Annotated in this window: 19 protein-coding genes; 17 read left to right on the forward strand and 2 right to left on the reverse strand. The window is 36.6% G+C overall.

Features of this window, described 5'->3' with window-relative positions; translation table 11 throughout:
• Window positions 1–83 precede the first annotated feature (83 nt).
• Genes WC460_00955 through WC460_00965 form a run of 3 tightly spaced genes read left to right on the forward strand, consistent with a single transcriptional unit; the run spans window position 84 to window position 2,832 of the window.
• The gene (locus WC460_00955) at window positions 84–1,703 is read left to right on the forward strand and encodes a CTP synthase (GenBank protein MFA5187914.1); all 1,620 of its coding nucleotides are present in this window, start codon (window positions 84–86) and stop codon (window positions 1,701–1,703) included.
• A 54-nt stretch (window positions 1,704–1,757) separates the two neighbouring features.
• Entirely contained in the window at window positions 1,758–2,147 is a 390-nt protein-coding gene (locus WC460_00960; GenBank protein MFA5187915.1) for a hypothetical protein, read from the forward strand.
• A gap of 4 nt (window positions 2,148–2,151) precedes the next feature.
• Window positions 2,152–2,832 (forward strand): FkbM family methyltransferase, encoded by a 681-nt coding sequence (locus tag WC460_00965; protein MFA5187916.1) that lies wholly within the window; start codon window positions 2,152–2,154, stop codon window positions 2,830–2,832.
• Between the two features lie 109 nt (window positions 2,833–2,941).
• Here WC460_00965 and rpmA read toward each other — a convergent pair whose 3' ends face one another.
• Window positions 2,942–3,226 carry a 50S ribosomal protein L27 gene (rpmA, locus tag WC460_00970; GenBank protein MFA5187917.1) on the reverse strand — a complete coding sequence of 95 codons (285 nt, stop codon included), beginning with the start codon at window positions 3,224–3,226 and terminating at the stop codon, window positions 2,942–2,944.
• 221 nt (window positions 3,227–3,447) lie between these two features.
• Between rpmA and WC460_00975 the strand changes: the two genes are divergently transcribed.
• The 14 genes from WC460_00975 (at window position 3,448) to WC460_01040 (ending at window position 14,677) form a co-directional block, all read left to right on the forward strand.
• Entirely contained in the window at window positions 3,448–3,846 is a 399-nt protein-coding gene (locus WC460_00975) for an Rrf2 family transcriptional regulator (protein ID MFA5187918.1), read from the forward strand.
• A 73-nt stretch (window positions 3,847–3,919) separates the two neighbouring features.
• Entirely contained in the window at window positions 3,920–4,351 is a 432-nt protein-coding gene (locus WC460_00980) for an iron-sulfur cluster assembly scaffold protein (protein MFA5187919.1), read from the forward strand.
• A gap of 64 nt (window positions 4,352–4,415) precedes the next feature.
• Window positions 4,416–4,640, forward strand: coding sequence for a NifU family protein (locus WC460_00985; GenBank protein MFA5187920.1), 225 nt, complete (start codon window positions 4,416–4,418; stop codon window positions 4,638–4,640).
• An 11-nt stretch (window positions 4,641–4,651) separates the two neighbouring features.
• Window positions 4,652–5,230, forward strand: a complete 579-nt coding sequence (locus tag WC460_00990; protein MFA5187921.1) for a Maf family protein — start codon at window positions 4,652–4,654, stop codon at window positions 5,228–5,230.
• A gap of 2 nt (window positions 5,231–5,232) precedes the next feature.
• Entirely contained in the window at window positions 5,233–6,480 is a 1,248-nt protein-coding gene (locus tag WC460_00995) for a cysteine desulfurase family protein (GenBank protein ID MFA5187922.1), read from the forward strand.
• Window positions 6,481–6,640: 160 nt separating this feature from the next.
• Window positions 6,641–7,027: a hypothetical protein gene (locus tag WC460_01000; GenBank protein MFA5187923.1), complete on the forward strand. Its 387-nt coding sequence runs from the start codon at window positions 6,641–6,643 to the stop codon at window positions 7,025–7,027.
• Window positions 7,028–7,103: 76 nt separating this feature from the next.
• The gene (mraY, locus tag WC460_01005) at window positions 7,104–8,150 is read left to right on the forward strand and encodes a phospho-N-acetylmuramoyl-pentapeptide-transferase (protein ID MFA5187924.1); all 1,047 of its coding nucleotides are present in this window, start codon (window positions 7,104–7,106) and stop codon (window positions 8,148–8,150) included.
• Between the two features lie 213 nt (window positions 8,151–8,363).
• The gene (locus WC460_01010; protein ID MFA5187925.1) at window positions 8,364–8,813 is read left to right on the forward strand and encodes a hypothetical protein; all 450 of its coding nucleotides are present in this window, start codon (window positions 8,364–8,366) and stop codon (window positions 8,811–8,813) included.
• A 133-nt stretch (window positions 8,814–8,946) separates the two neighbouring features.
• Window positions 8,947–9,795, forward strand: a complete 849-nt coding sequence (locus WC460_01015; protein MFA5187926.1) for a Gmad2 immunoglobulin-like domain-containing protein — start codon at window positions 8,947–8,949, stop codon at window positions 9,793–9,795.
• A gap of 99 nt (window positions 9,796–9,894) precedes the next feature.
• Window positions 9,895–10,116, forward strand: a complete 222-nt coding sequence (locus WC460_01020) for a DUF350 domain-containing protein (GenBank protein MFA5187927.1) — start codon at window positions 9,895–9,897, stop codon at window positions 10,114–10,116.
• Between the two features lie 79 nt (window positions 10,117–10,195).
• Window positions 10,196–11,581, forward strand: a complete 1,386-nt coding sequence (gene murD, locus WC460_01025; protein ID MFA5187928.1) for a UDP-N-acetylmuramoyl-L-alanine--D-glutamate ligase — start codon at window positions 10,196–10,198, stop codon at window positions 11,579–11,581.
• Window positions 11,578–12,693: a putative lipid II flippase FtsW gene (gene ftsW, locus WC460_01030; GenBank protein ID MFA5187929.1), complete on the forward strand. Its 1,116-nt coding sequence runs from the start codon at window positions 11,578–11,580 to the stop codon at window positions 12,691–12,693. The genes murD and ftsW overlap by 4 nt, the downstream gene beginning before the upstream one ends.
• A gap of 222 nt (window positions 12,694–12,915) precedes the next feature.
• A complete protein-coding gene (gene murG / locus WC460_01035; GenBank protein MFA5187930.1) occupies window positions 12,916–14,016 on the forward strand; it encodes an undecaprenyldiphospho-muramoylpentapeptide beta-N-acetylglucosaminyltransferase in 1,101 nt (366 codons plus the stop codon).
• Window positions 14,017–14,026: 10 nt separating this feature from the next.
• Window positions 14,027–14,677 carry a sugar phosphate nucleotidyltransferase gene (locus WC460_01040; GenBank protein MFA5187931.1) on the forward strand — a complete coding sequence of 217 codons (651 nt, stop codon included), beginning with the start codon at window positions 14,027–14,029 and terminating at the stop codon, window positions 14,675–14,677.
• A gap of 54 nt (window positions 14,678–14,731) precedes the next feature.
• On the opposite strand, the gene WC460_01045 is transcribed toward WC460_01040, so the two are convergent.
• Window positions 14,732–15,574: a hypothetical protein gene (locus WC460_01045; GenBank protein ID MFA5187932.1), complete on the reverse strand. Its 843-nt coding sequence runs from the start codon at window positions 15,572–15,574 to the stop codon at window positions 14,732–14,734.
• Window positions 15,575–15,645 lie beyond the last annotated feature (71 nt).

The following is a 15,645-nucleotide window of genomic DNA, read 5'->3' on the forward strand; positions in this document are numbered from 1 at the left end:
TGAAATAGGAAATAGGTAATAGGTAATAAGGATTTGAATATTTTTCCATATTACTTGTTACTTATTACTTATTTCATACAAATATGTCTCCAAAATTCATCTTCGTTGCCGGTGGCGTGATGTCAGGCGTGGGCAAAGGCGTATCCTGCGCGTCCATTGGCAAGATTTTACAAAGCAAGGGCTATAAAGTCACGGCCATTAAAATTGACCCTTACATTAATGTTGATGCCGGCACTATGAATCCGACTGAGCATGGCGAGGTTTTTGTGACTGATGATGGCGATGAGACAGATCAGGATATTGGCAATTATGAAAGATTTTTAGACCAGGATATTTTGTCTACTAATTACATGACCACTGGCCGCGTTTATTTAAGCGTGATTCAGCGCGAAAGGAATCTGGAATATGGCGGCAAGTGCGTGGAAGTTGTGCCGCATGTGCCAGAGGAAGTGATTAATCGCATTAAAAAAGCAGCTGAATTAGCCAAGGCAGATTTTACTATTGTGGAAATTGGCGGCACAGTTGGTGAATATCAAAATATATTATTTTTGGAAGCAGTCCGTTTAATGCGCACAAAGACTCCAGAGGATGTGATTGTAATTTTGGTCAGCTATTTTCCCATTCCTTCAAAAATTGGTGAAATGAAAACAAAGCCCACTCAGTATGCGGTCAGAACTTTAAACTCAGCTGGCATATTCCCTGATTTTATTTTATGCCGCGCTGATGTGCCCTTGGATGAGGTAAGAAAAGAAAAATTGGCCACGTTTTGTAATATTCCGAAAGAGAATGCAATTTCTGCGCCAGATATTGATACGATTTATGAGGTTCCGCTTAATTTTGAAAAAGAAAAATTAGGCGATAAGATTTTGGAAAAATTTTGTTTGAAAGCTAAAGGCAAGGATTTGAAAGAATGGAGCGAGTTGGTGGATAAAATTAAAAAGACTAAAGAAAAAGTGAATATTGGCATTGTGGGCAAATATTTTGCCACTGGTGATTTTACTTTGGCTGATTCATATATTTCAGTGATTGAGGCAATCAAGCATGCAGCCTGGGCTAATGACCGTCAACCGATTTTATGCTGGATAAATTCTGAGGAATTTGAAAAAGATCCCGGCAAATTGTCTGAATTAAAAAAATATGACGGCATTATTGTGCCTGGTGGTTTTGGCAGCAGGGGAGTTGAAGGCAAAATTTCAGCCATTAAATATTGCCGAGAAAATAATATTCCTTATTTTGGCTTATGCTATGGCATGCAATTAGCCACTATTGAATTTGCTCGCAATGTAGCAGGTTTAATAGGCGCAAATACGCCAGAGGTTGATGAAAAAACACCTTATCCGGTTGTTCACACTATGGCAGATCAGGTCAGCAAGATTAAGGAAAAGAAAATGGGCGGCACAATGCGCTTGGGCGCTTATCCTTGCGTTTTGGCCAAGGATTCCGTCAGTTATAAAGCTTATGGCCAAAAAGAAATTTCCGAACGCCATCGCCATCGTTATGAGTTTAATAATGAATATAGAGAACTTTTGGAACAAAAAGGACTAAGAATTGCCGGCACTTCGCCAGATAATAATTTGGTGGAAATAATTGAAGTGCCTAACCATAAATTTTTCGTGGGCACGCAGTTTCATCCTGAATTTAAATCCAGGCCATTAAAGCCACATCCTTTATTTAAAGAATTTATTAAAGCGGCGATAAGTTAAAATTTTATACCTGACTTTAGTCAGCCCACTAAAGTGGGGTATAAATTAAATTTTATGCCTGAAAAATTTGGAGAAAAAATTGAAACTAAAAAATTTAATGACTTGACAGAATATTTAAAAAATAATTCTCAGCTTTTAGCTGAGGAAAAAGATATTGATAAGAGTTACAAGAGAATTTTAGGTGAGATGAAAGCCTGTACAACTTATTATGATACTGAAAATATTAAAGTTAATCTCGATGGCTATAATTTGGTTTTTACAAATAAAAAAGGAGATTTGCTGCACTCTTTCCTTGTGCCGAAATTGATTCCTTCCTTGATCAAGGCCGGTAATTTGGGTGAAAGAAAAGAATTAGAAGGAAAATTAGAAGCAATTGGTTATAAAATTGATGACTCGGACGAATTCAGAAATGTAATAGAAAAAGTATTGAGAAAAAGCAAATAGGAATATGAAATTAAATAATTTTCAATTTAACAATAAAGATTTTGCAATTTATACTCGCAGCCAGGCGGATAAAAGCATAATGAAAGAAATTTTTGAATTGCGGGAATATAAAGAAGTTGAAGCAATTATTAAGTCAGCCAAACATCCAATCATAGACGCAGGAGCGCAGGCTGGCTTTTTTGTTTTGTACTGCAGGGCTTTAAATCAAGAAGTTAAAATTCTGGCCATTGAACCTGATGAGAATAATTTGGAATTACTTAATCAGCATTTGGAAATTAATCAAATTAAAAATGTTGAGGTGATACCAGCTGCGCTGGCTGGCAAAAATGGTTTGCGGGATTTTTTTATTTCAAATGATACTCATAACCATGGGCTATTTAAAATTTTGGTACCAAAGATAAATAGGGTCAGTAAAGTTAAAACTTTTAGTTTGGATGATTTATTGGAGGAGCAGGGAATTGAGAAGGTTGGTTTATTAAAATTAGATATTGAAGGCGCGGAATTTGAAGTATTAGAAAATTTTATTCATTGGGAGAAAATAAAAAACATTGCTTTGGAATACCACGATTTTAATGGTTTTAAGCATCAAGAAATAGAAAAGATTTTGGCAGAAAATGGTTTTAAAGTGAAAATAAGAAGTTCAAAGTTTGAGCAGAATTTAGGGTTTATTTTCGGTTTGAAATAAAAAATTCCCTCTTTGTCATTCCGAGAGTAACGAGGAGTCTATTACATCGGTGTAACAGATCCTTCACTTCGTTCAGGATGACAAAGAGGGAATTTTTTATTTGAGAAGATTATTTGATTGCTGGAAGGACGTGGACAAATTTGGTCTTAATCAGATCACCATTGAATTTCTTTACTTTTTTTTCTGTAAATTTAATAATGCCATTGGCCACGGCAAATAAAGTATAATCTCTGCCAACCATGACATTTTGGCCTGGTCTGATCTTGGTTCCTCTTTGGCGCACAATAATATTGCCAGCTTTAACTTTCTGGCCAGCATATAATTTAACGCCTAATCTTTTGCCTTGTGAATCGCGGCCTAAGGCTGTGGAGCCGCCTGCTTTTTTATGTGACATATTGTTCTAGTTATGAATTATGAAATATGAATTATGAAATTAGTTTAGCAAAGGAGTTAGGGTTTGTCAACAGATTACTTGACTTGGGGAAAAAACATGGTATAATGTAAATACCGACTAAATTGGTTGGTCTTTACTACAGATTACAGATAGTTACAGATATACGGATTTGATCGGAGAAGCTATTTGTAAATCTGTATTGATCCGTAATCTGTAAAATTATGAAGTTTAGCACTAAATCTGAATATGGGTTAAGGGCATTGATTTCCTTAGCCCAGCATCATAAAGAACAGCCTTATTCATTGGCTAAAATTGCCCAAGGACAAAAGATTTCTCTGGCATATTTGGAGCGCTTGTTTGCTAAGTTAAAAAAGGCTAACATTATTAAAAGCGCAAAGGGAATAAAAGGCGGTTATAGTTTAGCTAAGCCGGCGAACAAGATTTCAGTTAAAGAAATCCTGACTGCGCTTGAAGGCAGTCTGGCGCCTTACCTTTGTGCGGGGTTTGGCAATTTGTGCAAATTAAATTGTGATTGTTCGGTCAAAATTGTCTGGCAGAAATTGGAAAGTGCGATGAATAAGACGCTCGAAGAAATTAAATTATCGCAATTAATTAAATAAGATGATAGATTTTAGATTATAGGTTATAGTATATTCAATCTAAAATTTAACATCTATAATCTAATCAAAAATTATGCAATACACAGAAATTTTAATGGATCATTTTAAAAATCCACGTAATCAGGGCGAAATTGAAAAACCCGATGGCGTGGGTGATGTTGGTAATCCAGTTTGCGGAGACATGATGAAGATTTATATTAGGGTTGGAAAAAATACCCAAGGCGAAGAAGTATTGGAAGATATAAAATTTCAGACACTGGGCTGTGGCGCTGCCATTGCCTCATCTTCAATGTTAACTGAATTAGCCAAGGGCCAGAAATTAGAAGATGCTTTAAATATTACTCGCGAGCAGATTGCGGAAAAGTTAGGTGGTTTACCTAAGGAAAAAATACATTGCTCTGTTTTGGCTGCTGAAGGCTTGAAAAAGGCTGTGGCTAATTATAGAGGAGAAAAATTTGAGGAAACTCATGAGGAGGAGCATGTTGATTCTGAAGAAAAGTGTTAAACTGAATTATGAATTATGAGATATGAACTCTGAGATTTTTAAATTAATTAGAATTTAAATACATATGAAAGAGGAAGTAAGAAAAATACTTGAAAAAATACGGCCTTCATTGCAAATGGATGGGGGTGATGTTGAATTAGTGGAGGTTGATGAGAAAAAGGGGATTGTTAAAGTGCGATTGCAAGGTTCTTGTTCACATTGCCCAATGTCGCAAATGACTTTGAAAATGGGGATTGAGGCAGAACTTAAAAAGGAAGTTAAGGGAGTAAAAGAAGTTATGGCAGTTTAATTTAATAAAATATGAAAAAAATAATTTTAGCTTCTGGTTCGCCGCGTCGGCGTGAGCTATTAAAACAAATCGGTGTAAAGTTTAAAGTTGTGCCCAGTAATTATGAGGAAGATATGAGTTTGAAAATGTCACCAAAGAAATTGGCTGAATTTCTATCTTTAAATAAGGCTTTGGATGTAGTTAAAAGAATAAAAGGTAATGGAATAGTTATTGCGGCTGATACCTTTATAGTTTATAAAAATCATCGTTTGGGAAAGCCGCACACTAAAGCTCAAGCTTTTAAAATGTTAAATAAGTTAAATGGCAAAACTCATTCTGTTATCACAGGTTTTACCATTGTAGATTTGAAAAATAAAAAGAAAGTTACTAAATCAGTTGTCACAAAAATTTATTTTAGAAAATTAAGTTCTCAACAAATTTATAATTATATTAATACAGGCGAACCTCTAGATAAAGCCGGAGCTTATGCGATTCAGGGCAAGGGCGCCAGTTTAATTAAAAAAATTGAAGGAGATTATTTTAATGTTGTGGGGCTTCCTTTGGGAGCAGTTTTAGATGAATTTAAAAAATTTAATATTAATGTTTTATAATTATGCAAAAAATATATTTAGATCATTCTGCGACTACGCCGCTTGATCCCGCGGTCTTGAAAAAAATGCAGCCGTATTTGACTGATGTTTTTGGCAATGCGTCTTCAGTGCATTCTTTTGGTCAGGAAGCCATGAAAGGCGTTGATTGGGCGAGAGAACAGCTAAGTAAATTATTTGGCTGTAAAATTAAAGAAGTGATTTTTACATCTGGCGCGACTGAAAGCAATAATTTAGCTTTGCGTGGGTTAGTTATGGCCTTCCGAAAAAAAGATGATAAAAAATATCACATTATAACTTCAAAAATTGAGCATCCTGCTATTTTAGAAACATGCCAGGCTTTGGCCAAAGAAGGTTTGGTTGAGCTGACTTATATTGGAGTAAATAAATTAGGTTTGGTTGAAGTTGAGGAAATTAAAAAGGTGATTAAAGATAATACAATATTAGTTTCTATCATGTACGTTAATAATGAAACAGGCGTGATTCAGCCGATTCGGGAAGTTGGGAAAATGTTGGAAAAGGTTAATAAAAGCCAAAAAGCCAAGAAGCCAGAAAGCCAGAAGCCTGGCCTCGGCCAAGGCGGGCTAAATGACGTTTATAATAAAATTTATTTTCACACTGATGCGGTTCAGGCAGTTAATTATTGCAAAATGCAGGCCGACTATTTAGGCGCTGATCTAATTACTATTTCCGGCCATAAAATTTACGGGCCAAAAGGCATTGGCGCTTTATATATAAAAGAGGGTACGCCAATTAAATCAATTACTTTTGGCGGTCATCAGGAATATAATATCAGGCCAGGGACTTATAATGTGCCTGGAATTGTTGGCTTGGGAGCGGCTGTTGAGCTCGTCAATAATCAATCGCCAATAATAAATGACAAAATTAGGGAGTTAAGGGATAAATTGATCGCAGGTATTAAAAAGGAAATTCCTGATATTCAGATTAATGGTGATTTGGAAAATCGTTTGCCGAGCAACGCTAATGTAAGTTTTTTAAATGCTGAAGGCGAAAGCATGCTCTTAATGTTAGACATGGAGGGCATTGCTATTTCAACTGGTTCAGCCTGTGCTTCTGGATCTTTGGAGCCCTCGCATGTTTTACGAGCAATGAACATTCCAGCAGAAACCTGCCATGCCTCCTTGCGTTTTACTTTGGGTAAGGGGACAACTGAAAAGGAAATTGATAAGGTGCTTGAAGTATTGCCAAAGATTGTGGAGCGGCTGCGTAAAATGTCTCCTATAAAAAAATAATGCGAATCTTCGAATAATGCCTGCCTGCCGGCAGGCAGGCGAATGTTTCGAATAAAATTCCTTAGAAATAGGGGCTTTTATTTTTATATAAAATGTGATAAAATATAATCAAAATATACCTAAGTTATAAATTTTAAATTAAAAATTAAAAATTAATTCCGTGATATTCTATAATATTTCTAAATTTTTAGAGCATCCTTTTCGCGAGGATTTAATGGTAAAAATTAATTTTTTTGCCAGTATTTTTTTAAACATTATAACTTGGTTTATACTTTGGTATAAATTGCATGGCTTTGCTTATTCCACGGAATTAGGGCAGATTTATCTGCATTACAATATTTATTTTGGCATTGATAATGTCGGCGACTGGACCCAGGCTTTTGTTCTTCCAATTCTTGGATTATTTGTCATAATTTTTAATAATTTTTTGGCTTACATTTTTTATATCAGAGAAAAATTAATAAGTTATTTTTTAATTTTTACCCAGACGCTTCTGCAGGTCATTTTATTTGCGGCAGCGATTTTTTTAATTTTACTTAATATATAATTAGTAGAAAGTTTATAAAGTTAGTAAAGTTAAAAGATAGTACTTTATAACTTTATACTTTTAACTTTAAACTTATATGGACACATTTATTATTATCAAAATTTTCTTTTTAACTGCTTTGGCTTTTATAATTACAATTTTGTGGACACCGGCTCTGACTTATTTTTTATACAAATTTAAATTAGGCAAAAAAATTCGCACGGCTGATAATGCCCCGATTATGGCCGGATTGCATGAACACAAAGCAGGTACGCCGACAATGGGCGGAGTTCTAATCTGGGGCACTACTTTAGTTTTGGCATTATTTTTTTATTTTCTGTCTCAATGGAGCGGCTTGGAAATTTTTTCCCAGCTGAATTTTTTAACTCGTTCCCAAACTCTTCTGCCTTTGGGCGCTTTGGTAGCTTCGGCTCTCGTTGGTTTGCTTGATGATGTATTAAATATTCGGGGCATAGGCCCAAATGGCGGGGGATTAAAAATTCGTTATAAGCTGCTGATATATTCTGCGATTGCACTAATCGGCGCTTTGTGGTTTTATTTTAAATTAGACTGGGATTTAATGCGCATACCATTTGTCGGCGATTTTCAGATCGGCTGGTGGTATATCCCAATTTTTGTATTTATAATTGTTGGCGCGGCTAATGCGGTAAATATTACCGACGGCTTAGACGGCTTGGCCGGCGGACTTTTGGCTTCAGCTTTCGGCGCATTTGCAATTATTGCATTTACTCAAGGCAGATATGATCTGGCAACTTTTTGCGGAGTGATTGTTGGCGCACTTTTGGCCTTTCTGTGGTTTAATATCAATCCGGCGCGATTTTTTATGGGGGATACTGGCTCAATGAGTTTGGGCGTGACTTTGGGTATTGTCGCCATGCTGACTAATTCTGCCTTAATTTTGCCAATCATTGGCTTTTTATTTGTCCTGGAAGCTTTGTCTGTGTTAATTCAGATAACTTCCAAAAAGTTATTTAAAAGAAAAGTTTTTTTATCAGCGCCTTTGCATCATCATCTTGAAGCGCAAGGCTGGCCAGAGTGTAAAATTGTAATGAGGTTTTGGCTGATTGCGACAGTGATGGCGGTAATTGGGGTGATAATGGTTTTGATGGATAAGATATATTAATTCTGAATTCTGAAAGCTGAATTATGAAATCTGGTAGTTAAGTAAGACCATAGTAATATAGTTGTAAGACAATTGTATTACTATGTCTTACTATTGTTTTACCTTCGTTTCCTTGACAGGCGCTTTTATTTTTGTTAAGTTGAAGTATCTAGCTGTATAGTTAGATTCCTTGGTGTATGCCAAGGAAAAGTTTTTTCACAGGAGGTTTACTGTATGGTAAACGAAGGCAAGGTAAAGTCTGATGAGGTGAGAATCGTTGGCGGGCCAAATAAGTGGGATTTGGTGATAAAGGCGCTGGCTGATTCACAAACAGTGTTTTTTGATGCTGAAAGAAAAAATTGTGCTTTGGGTACAGATTTCGGGAAAAATCGTCTTAAAATTGAAATCAGGGTGCGGGTTGAAGGACTTATTAGGATTGTGATTGATGGTGACTCTTGGCGAGTATTAGGTCGCGTACTTGGTGATTTTCGAGATTTGTACGAAATTTTTCCTCATGAACAGAGGTATTTTTTAAGAGGAAAATCAGCACCAGCTGAAAAATCTGTTGATCCCGTTTACTTTTGGGCAACTTATGATTGCCAATCAAGAACTGGTGAAATGCGGATTGCCATAATTGACCAAAATGAGGATTATCCTTTTGACCCGAAATATTTTCCTTTCTAAAAATGGGAAATAACTCCTAGGAAACTGCGAGCAATGCCCTGAACACAATGTTGTTCGGGGCTTTTTAATTTTATTGAGCTCTTGTGTATTTTTTGGCATATTATGCTATAATATATATACTTAATTTAAACATATGCGCAGATCAAATTTGTATAAATTTTCCATATTATTAAACATTATTCTGATCCTATTTTTGATCGGGTATTTTTTGGTGCCATTTGCCAATGTCGGGATTTTGGCTAAAACTTTTTCTCCACTTTGCTATTTAATTGATACTATTCAAGGCGATAATTATCTGCCTCCCTGGTGTGAGGATGTTTTAATTCCTCCAGTACCAGCGCAAAATACAAATAATAATGCGAATGCAAACGTAAATGCAAATACCAATGTTGCGAATACTAATACTGCCATAGCTAATCCAGCAGCAGTAAAGTGCGTTACAGATGGCGGTACGACTGAAGCCTATGCAACTGCAGGTGGGGAAGCAGCAATCTGTATTTTTAAAGACAATAGCATCTGTGAGGAATGGGCTTATTTTCGCGGAGAGTGCAAGGTCGGCCAATGCCAAAAGGTCTGCCAGAAGGCAGGCACAGCTGATGAAGGCTGGTATAATTCCTGTTCTAATGAACTTCTGAAATTAGAAAAATGTTCTTCAGTTCAGCCCGCGCCGGCAGTCACTGCTCAAAATATTGAAGTCACAAATCCCCTTGTTAATCAACAGCTTGTTTCGCCATTTAAGGTTGAAGGCCGTGCCAGAGTTTTTGAAAACCAGGTTAATGTCAGAGTCAAAGGCAAGGACGGCAAGGTCTTAATCCAAGAGGCAACAATTGTAAAATCACCAGAAGTCGGCCAGTGGGGAGATTTTAGCCTGGATATAAGTTATGACTTTACTTTAACCAAAGAAGGTTTTGTAGAAGTATATTCAACCAGCGCAAAAGATGGCAGTGAAGAAAATTTAGTCAGCATTCCTGTTAAATTTTAAAAGTTAGTATATTATATTATATTAATATAAGTGACCTCTCCCAAGGGGAGGCCATTGGCCTTAGGGGGCAAAAATCAAAACTAATAATTAAAAAAAATTATGCATCTAGTTTTATTTGACTATGTCTTAATTTTAGGCTGGGTTTTAGCTTTGGCAGTCGTGCTAGCCGGCGGAACTGCGATTTTAGCCTGGCTATTAAATTTTTTCAGCGGAGAAATAAATGTGTGGAAGGAAATTAGAAGAAAAAATCTGGCCATGGCCATTGTTTTTGGCTCAATTGTTTTAACTCTTGGCCTGATTGTCGCCTTGATAAATAAATAAAATTTTTTTTGAAAATCCCTTCTTGTTTCACAGGAGGGGATTTTTGATTTAAACAAGCCCAAATGTTATAATTATTTATATGTTTGATTTTAAAAATAAGAAGATCACGGTAATGGGTTTGGGTCTGCATGGCGGCGGTTTGGCCATTACAAAATTTTTAGCCAAACAGGGCGCTGTCCTGACTGTGACTGATTTAAAAAATCAAAAGCAGCTTAAACCTTCAATTGAAAAATTGAAGGCTTTTAGAATTAAATATGTCTTGGGCAAACATCATCTGGAAGATTTTAGAAATGCGGATATGATTATCCAGAATCCAGGCGTGCGCCGTGATTCAAGATTTTTAGCAGTCGCTAGAAAACAGGGAATACCAATAGAGACAGACTTGAGTCTTTTTTTGAAACTTTGCCCCTCGGCTGAAATCATTGGAATTACAGGCACAAAAGGCAAAAGTACCACAAGCAGTTTGGCCTATCAGATTATTAAAGCCTGGAAAAAAGACACAATTTTGGGAGGGAATATCAGGATTTCACCCTTGGACTATTTGCCAAAAATAAAAAAAGATACGCCTGTTGTTTTGGAATTATCTTCCTGGCAACTGGAAGGTTTAGAAGCCAGTAAATTTAGCCCGCGTTTTTCATTAATTACAAACGTTTTAATAGATCATTTGAATACTTATAAAAATATAAATGATTATGCCCAGGCCAAATCTTTGATTTTTAAATTTCAAAAACCAGATGATGTTTTAGTATTAAATAAAGATAATAATCGGACGCGCCAAATGGCAAAAACTGCTGAAGAAAAAGTTTATTTTTATAGCCTGCAAAAATTGAATAAAAATGAAAACGGTTCTTTTTTGGAAAAAAATTGGCTAATTTTTCAGGATAAAGGTAATAGGCAAAGGATTATCCGTCAGAATGAAATTCAGGTGCCAGGCAGCCATAATTTATCTAATATATTAGGAGCCATAACTTTGGTTAAAAATTTTGGCGTGCCAAACCCCATAATTAAAAAAGTTATCCGGCAATTTAAAGGAATTGAAGGCCGGTTGCAATTAGCCAGAGAATTTAAAGGAATAAAATATTATAATGATACAACCGCCACTACTCCAGATGCGGTTATCGCTGCCTTGAATTCATTTGAACAAAAGGTTGTCCTCTTGGCTGGCGGAACTGATAAGAAATTAATTTTTAAGGATCTGGCCAGAGTCGTAAAAGAAAAAGTAAGAGCCTTGATTTTGTTTGAAGGCACAGCTACTGACAAATTAGTTGCAGAATTGAAAAAGATAAATTTTAATCAGGAATTAGTTTTTGTGGATTCAATGCCTGAAGCATTTAAGCAAGCCAAATATATTTTAAGAGAAGGCGATATCTTTCTATTATCGCCGGGGGCAGCCAGTTTTGGCTTATTTATCAATGAATTTGACCGCGGCGACCAATTTAATAAAGCAGTGGAAAAAATCAAATGAGATTTATAGCAAAAACCTGGCATCGGGCAGATTATCGTTTTATTATCACTCTGGCAGTGATTATAATTTTTGGTTTAATCATGCTGTCATCGGCCAGCGTTTCTTTGGCCTATGAAAAATTTAATAATAGCTATCATTATCTGCAGCATCAGATTATTTTTGGCTTAATTCCCGGCGTAATTTTGTTTTTTATATTTTCACTGATTGATTATCGGACGTGGAAAAAAATGGCTTTTTGGTTTTTAGTCAGCTCTGTAGTTCTCTTAGTTGCGGTGTTTGTCCCGGGTATTGGCGCTGACTATGGCAATGCGAAAAGTTGGCTGGACATCTTGGGTTTTTCTTTTCAGCCTTCAGAATTAGTAAAATTAACTTTTTTAATTTATCTCTCAGCCTGGCTGGAAAACAGGGGTCAAAAAAAAGCTAGTGATTTTACCGAGGGGTTAAAGCCCTTTTTATCGGTATTAAGTTTAATTACGCTATTATTGCTTCTCCAGCCGGATTTGGGGACAATGACAATAATCCTTTTAGTGTCCCTGGTTGTTTATTATATTGGCGGCGCGAAAATTTCGCATCTTTTAGGAATTGGCCTGGCCTCTTTGCTCGGCCTTTTTGTTTTAATAAAAATCGCGCCTTATCGCACTGCGCGTTTAATGACCTTTTTACACCCGGAACTTGATCCGCAAGGCATTGGCTATCATATTAATCAAGCTTTTTTAGCCATTGGTTCTGGCGGTTTTTGGGGCAGGGGCTTTGGCATGTCGCGCCAGAAATTCCAATATCTGCCTGAGGTAGCAGGTGATTCTATCTTTGCGATCATTGCCGAAGAATTAGGCTTTATTGTGTCCGCTTTATTAATTTTAGGCCTTCTCTATCTGGTTTATCGCGGCTTTAAAATCGCCCAAAATGCGCCTGATAATTTCGCTAAGCTTCTGGTCGTTGGCGTCATGGCCTGGATTATTGTGCAAACTTTTGTTAATATTGGAGCCATGGTCGGCTTATTGCCGTTAACTGGCGTGCCCTTGCCATTTGTAAGTTATGGCGGCACTTCTATGACAGTATTATTGGCAGCTTGCGGTATAGTGGTAAATATTTCCAGGCAGACAAGGGAATAAATATGAAATTGTAAATTACAAATTACAAGCATCAAGTTCCAACCTACGTTGGGCGAAGCCAACTTCGGTTGGCGAAGGCCAAATAAATTACAATGTTCAAGTCCTAATTTCCAAACGTTTGTTATTTAGAATTTGGTATTTGAATTTTGTTTGATATTTGTTATTTGGTATTTGTGATTTGAAAAAATAAGAGAAAATTATAATTATTTTAACTTAGAATATATGAGAATTATTTTTTCAGGTGGGGGAACAATGGGTTCTGTGGCTCCTTTAGTCGGTATTTACGAAGAATTAAAACAAAAAGATCCAAGTCTTGAGGTCTTATGGCTGGGAACCAAAACAGGACCTGAAAAAAATTTTTTAGTCAATTATCAAATTCCTTTTAAACCGATAATCAGCGGCAAACTAAGGCAATATTTTAGTTTAGCCAATATCTTTACTCCACTTTTGGTTTTTTTAGGTACTGTCCAGGCCATATTTATTTTGCGGAAATTTAAACCTGAAGTAGTGGTGACAGCTGGCAGTTTTATTTCTGTGCCAGTTTTCTACGCTGCCAGGATTTTGAGAATTCCGCGTTTTGTCCATCAGCAAGATTTAGAGATTGGTTTGGCGAATAAAATAATGGCCAAGAAAGCCACGGCGATTACAGTTGCTTTTGGCGATTCCTTGCAATATTTTGATGTTAAAAAAACTTTTCATATCGGCAATCCTGTGCGCTCTGAAATTTTTGGCGGCAGCAGGCAAAAAGCCATGGAATTTTTTAAGCTCAATCCTAATTTAAAAACTATTTTGATTTTAGGCGGGGGTACTGGATCTCAAACTATTAATCAAATGGTTTTAGAAACAATCGGAAATTTATCTGAGAATTTTCAGGTTCTCCATATTACCGGCCAAGGCAAAGGGATAAGTCAGTTTTTTGGAGATTATTATAACCACCAGACAAACAATCGGCTTGAAGAACGTTATAGGGCTTATGAATTTTTAAATCAAGAAATTTTTGATGCATATGCTGCAGCTGATTTGGTGGTCAGCCGCGCTGGATTTTCAACTCTGACTGAATTATCTGTTTTGGGCAAACCGGCGTTAGTAATACCTTTGCCAGGCCACCAGGAATTAAACGCCCAATATTTTGCCAAATATAACGCGGTCAAAGTTTTAAATCAAAATAATTTAACTCCCCAAACTTTTTCCGAAGCTATTTTATATTTAATAAACAACCCTGGAGAATTAATTACCTTATCGCGCAATATCTCAACTTTAATTGATAAAGACGCGGGAAAAAGGTATGTGGATTTAATCTATAAGGTGCTAGGTAAATCTTAAATTAAAAAATATGGATGCCATAATTTTAGCCGGAGGCAAAGGCAATCGCATGGAGGATGTTTTGCCAAAGGCACTTGTTAAGGTAAAAGATAAAGCAATCTTAGCTTATCAGCTGGATTATCTTTTGAATTCAAAAAAGATTGAAAAAATTGTCTTATCATTAGGGTATAAGGCTGAGGAAATTATTGATTATGTAAAAAAAAATTATCCCACACAGCCAATTGATTTTGCAGTTGAAAATGAGCCGTTGGGCACAGCTGGAGCATTTAAACTCGCATTACAAAAAACTAACGCTGATTATGTCCTTGGTTTAAATGGCGATGATATTACTGATATTGATTTGGGAAAATTGGGAGAAAATTATTATAATACAATTTGCGTGGCACATCTGCGCTTGCTTTTTGGCTTGATAAAAGAAAGAGATGGTTATGCGATTTTTGAGGAAAAGCCAATGCTAAGTGATTGGGTTAGTTGCGGCTGGTATCTATTTAAAAGAGAAGATTTAATGCCAGTTTTGCCAGATAAGGGCAGTTTGGAATATGAAGTATTCCCCAAATTAAAATTAAAACTTTTTAAACACGAAGGCTTTTGGCGGGCATTGAACACTAAGAAGGATTTAATTGAATTTGAAACCGAAGAATTGCCAGAAGTTTTGCAATAATATTCTCAATTATAAAGCCCCAGAGCGATTTTTTCACTCTGGGGTTTTTGTTTTTTACTCGGGTTTTTTGGCAAGATGTCTGCTGCCGCAGTGTTCGCAGACAACCATTATTTCTTCCTGGCGGTTAAATTCCCGATTCAGTTCTTTGGAAATTTTCATGCTTTTTTGGCAGTTGCCGCACCGGAAATAACCTTTGCCCAAAAACTGAAATTCAGGTCCGTCTTTGATGCCGACTGAAAATAAATACTCCAGCCAGGCGGCAATTGCAAGAACGTAAGATTGCCAGTTGCCCTCGAAATTTCTCCACAGCCTGTCAATCAGCTTTTCCTGTTTTTCGTTTCTGGCTTTTTTGGATGCATCCCAGTAGGTTTTTACACTGGGGACAGCGACAGACTCCATCAAGGTAATAGTTTCCTTGAGGCCAAGCTCATCACTGAGTATTTGTTGCGCTAATTTTTCAATTTCATGCGCAGTCTCAAGATTGTCAATGTGGCGCAGGATGGGCGCATAAAAGTCGCGTTCTTTTTCTTCGGCTGTTTTTTGCTTGGCTGTCAGGTTTTCTATAAGCCTGACTTTAAGCACTCCCCGGTGAGGATTTTCAGGCAGAGTATCTTGAATCACACGACAGCGCCATTCTTCCTCATCTCGCGGTAAATAACCTTCCCAGTTTACGGCTTTTTCCGGCCCGTAGCCATAGATAAAAACTATTTTTGTTCTGGCCGGATCATGTTTGGCAGAATCCTGCTTTACAATACCTTTAATTTGGGTTTCCTCTGCGCGATAAAAAACAACTGTAACGATTTCATCTTCCTGAGGTTGGGGTCTCATTTTTTCTTTTCCTCGGTATTCAGAAAAGGGTTCTACGACTCCATTTTCCCCAATTCCATACACTTCCATCACTTCCTCCTTAAATTAATTTTAAATTTACGATTTTTTAGTATAGCAAGATTTTTTTAAACTGTCAATGA

The sequence above is a fragment of the Patescibacteria group bacterium genome, from assembly GCA_041651155.1.
Lineage (GTDB): Bacteria > Patescibacteriota > Patescibacteriia > CAIXNZ01 > CAIXNZ01 > JAPLYF01.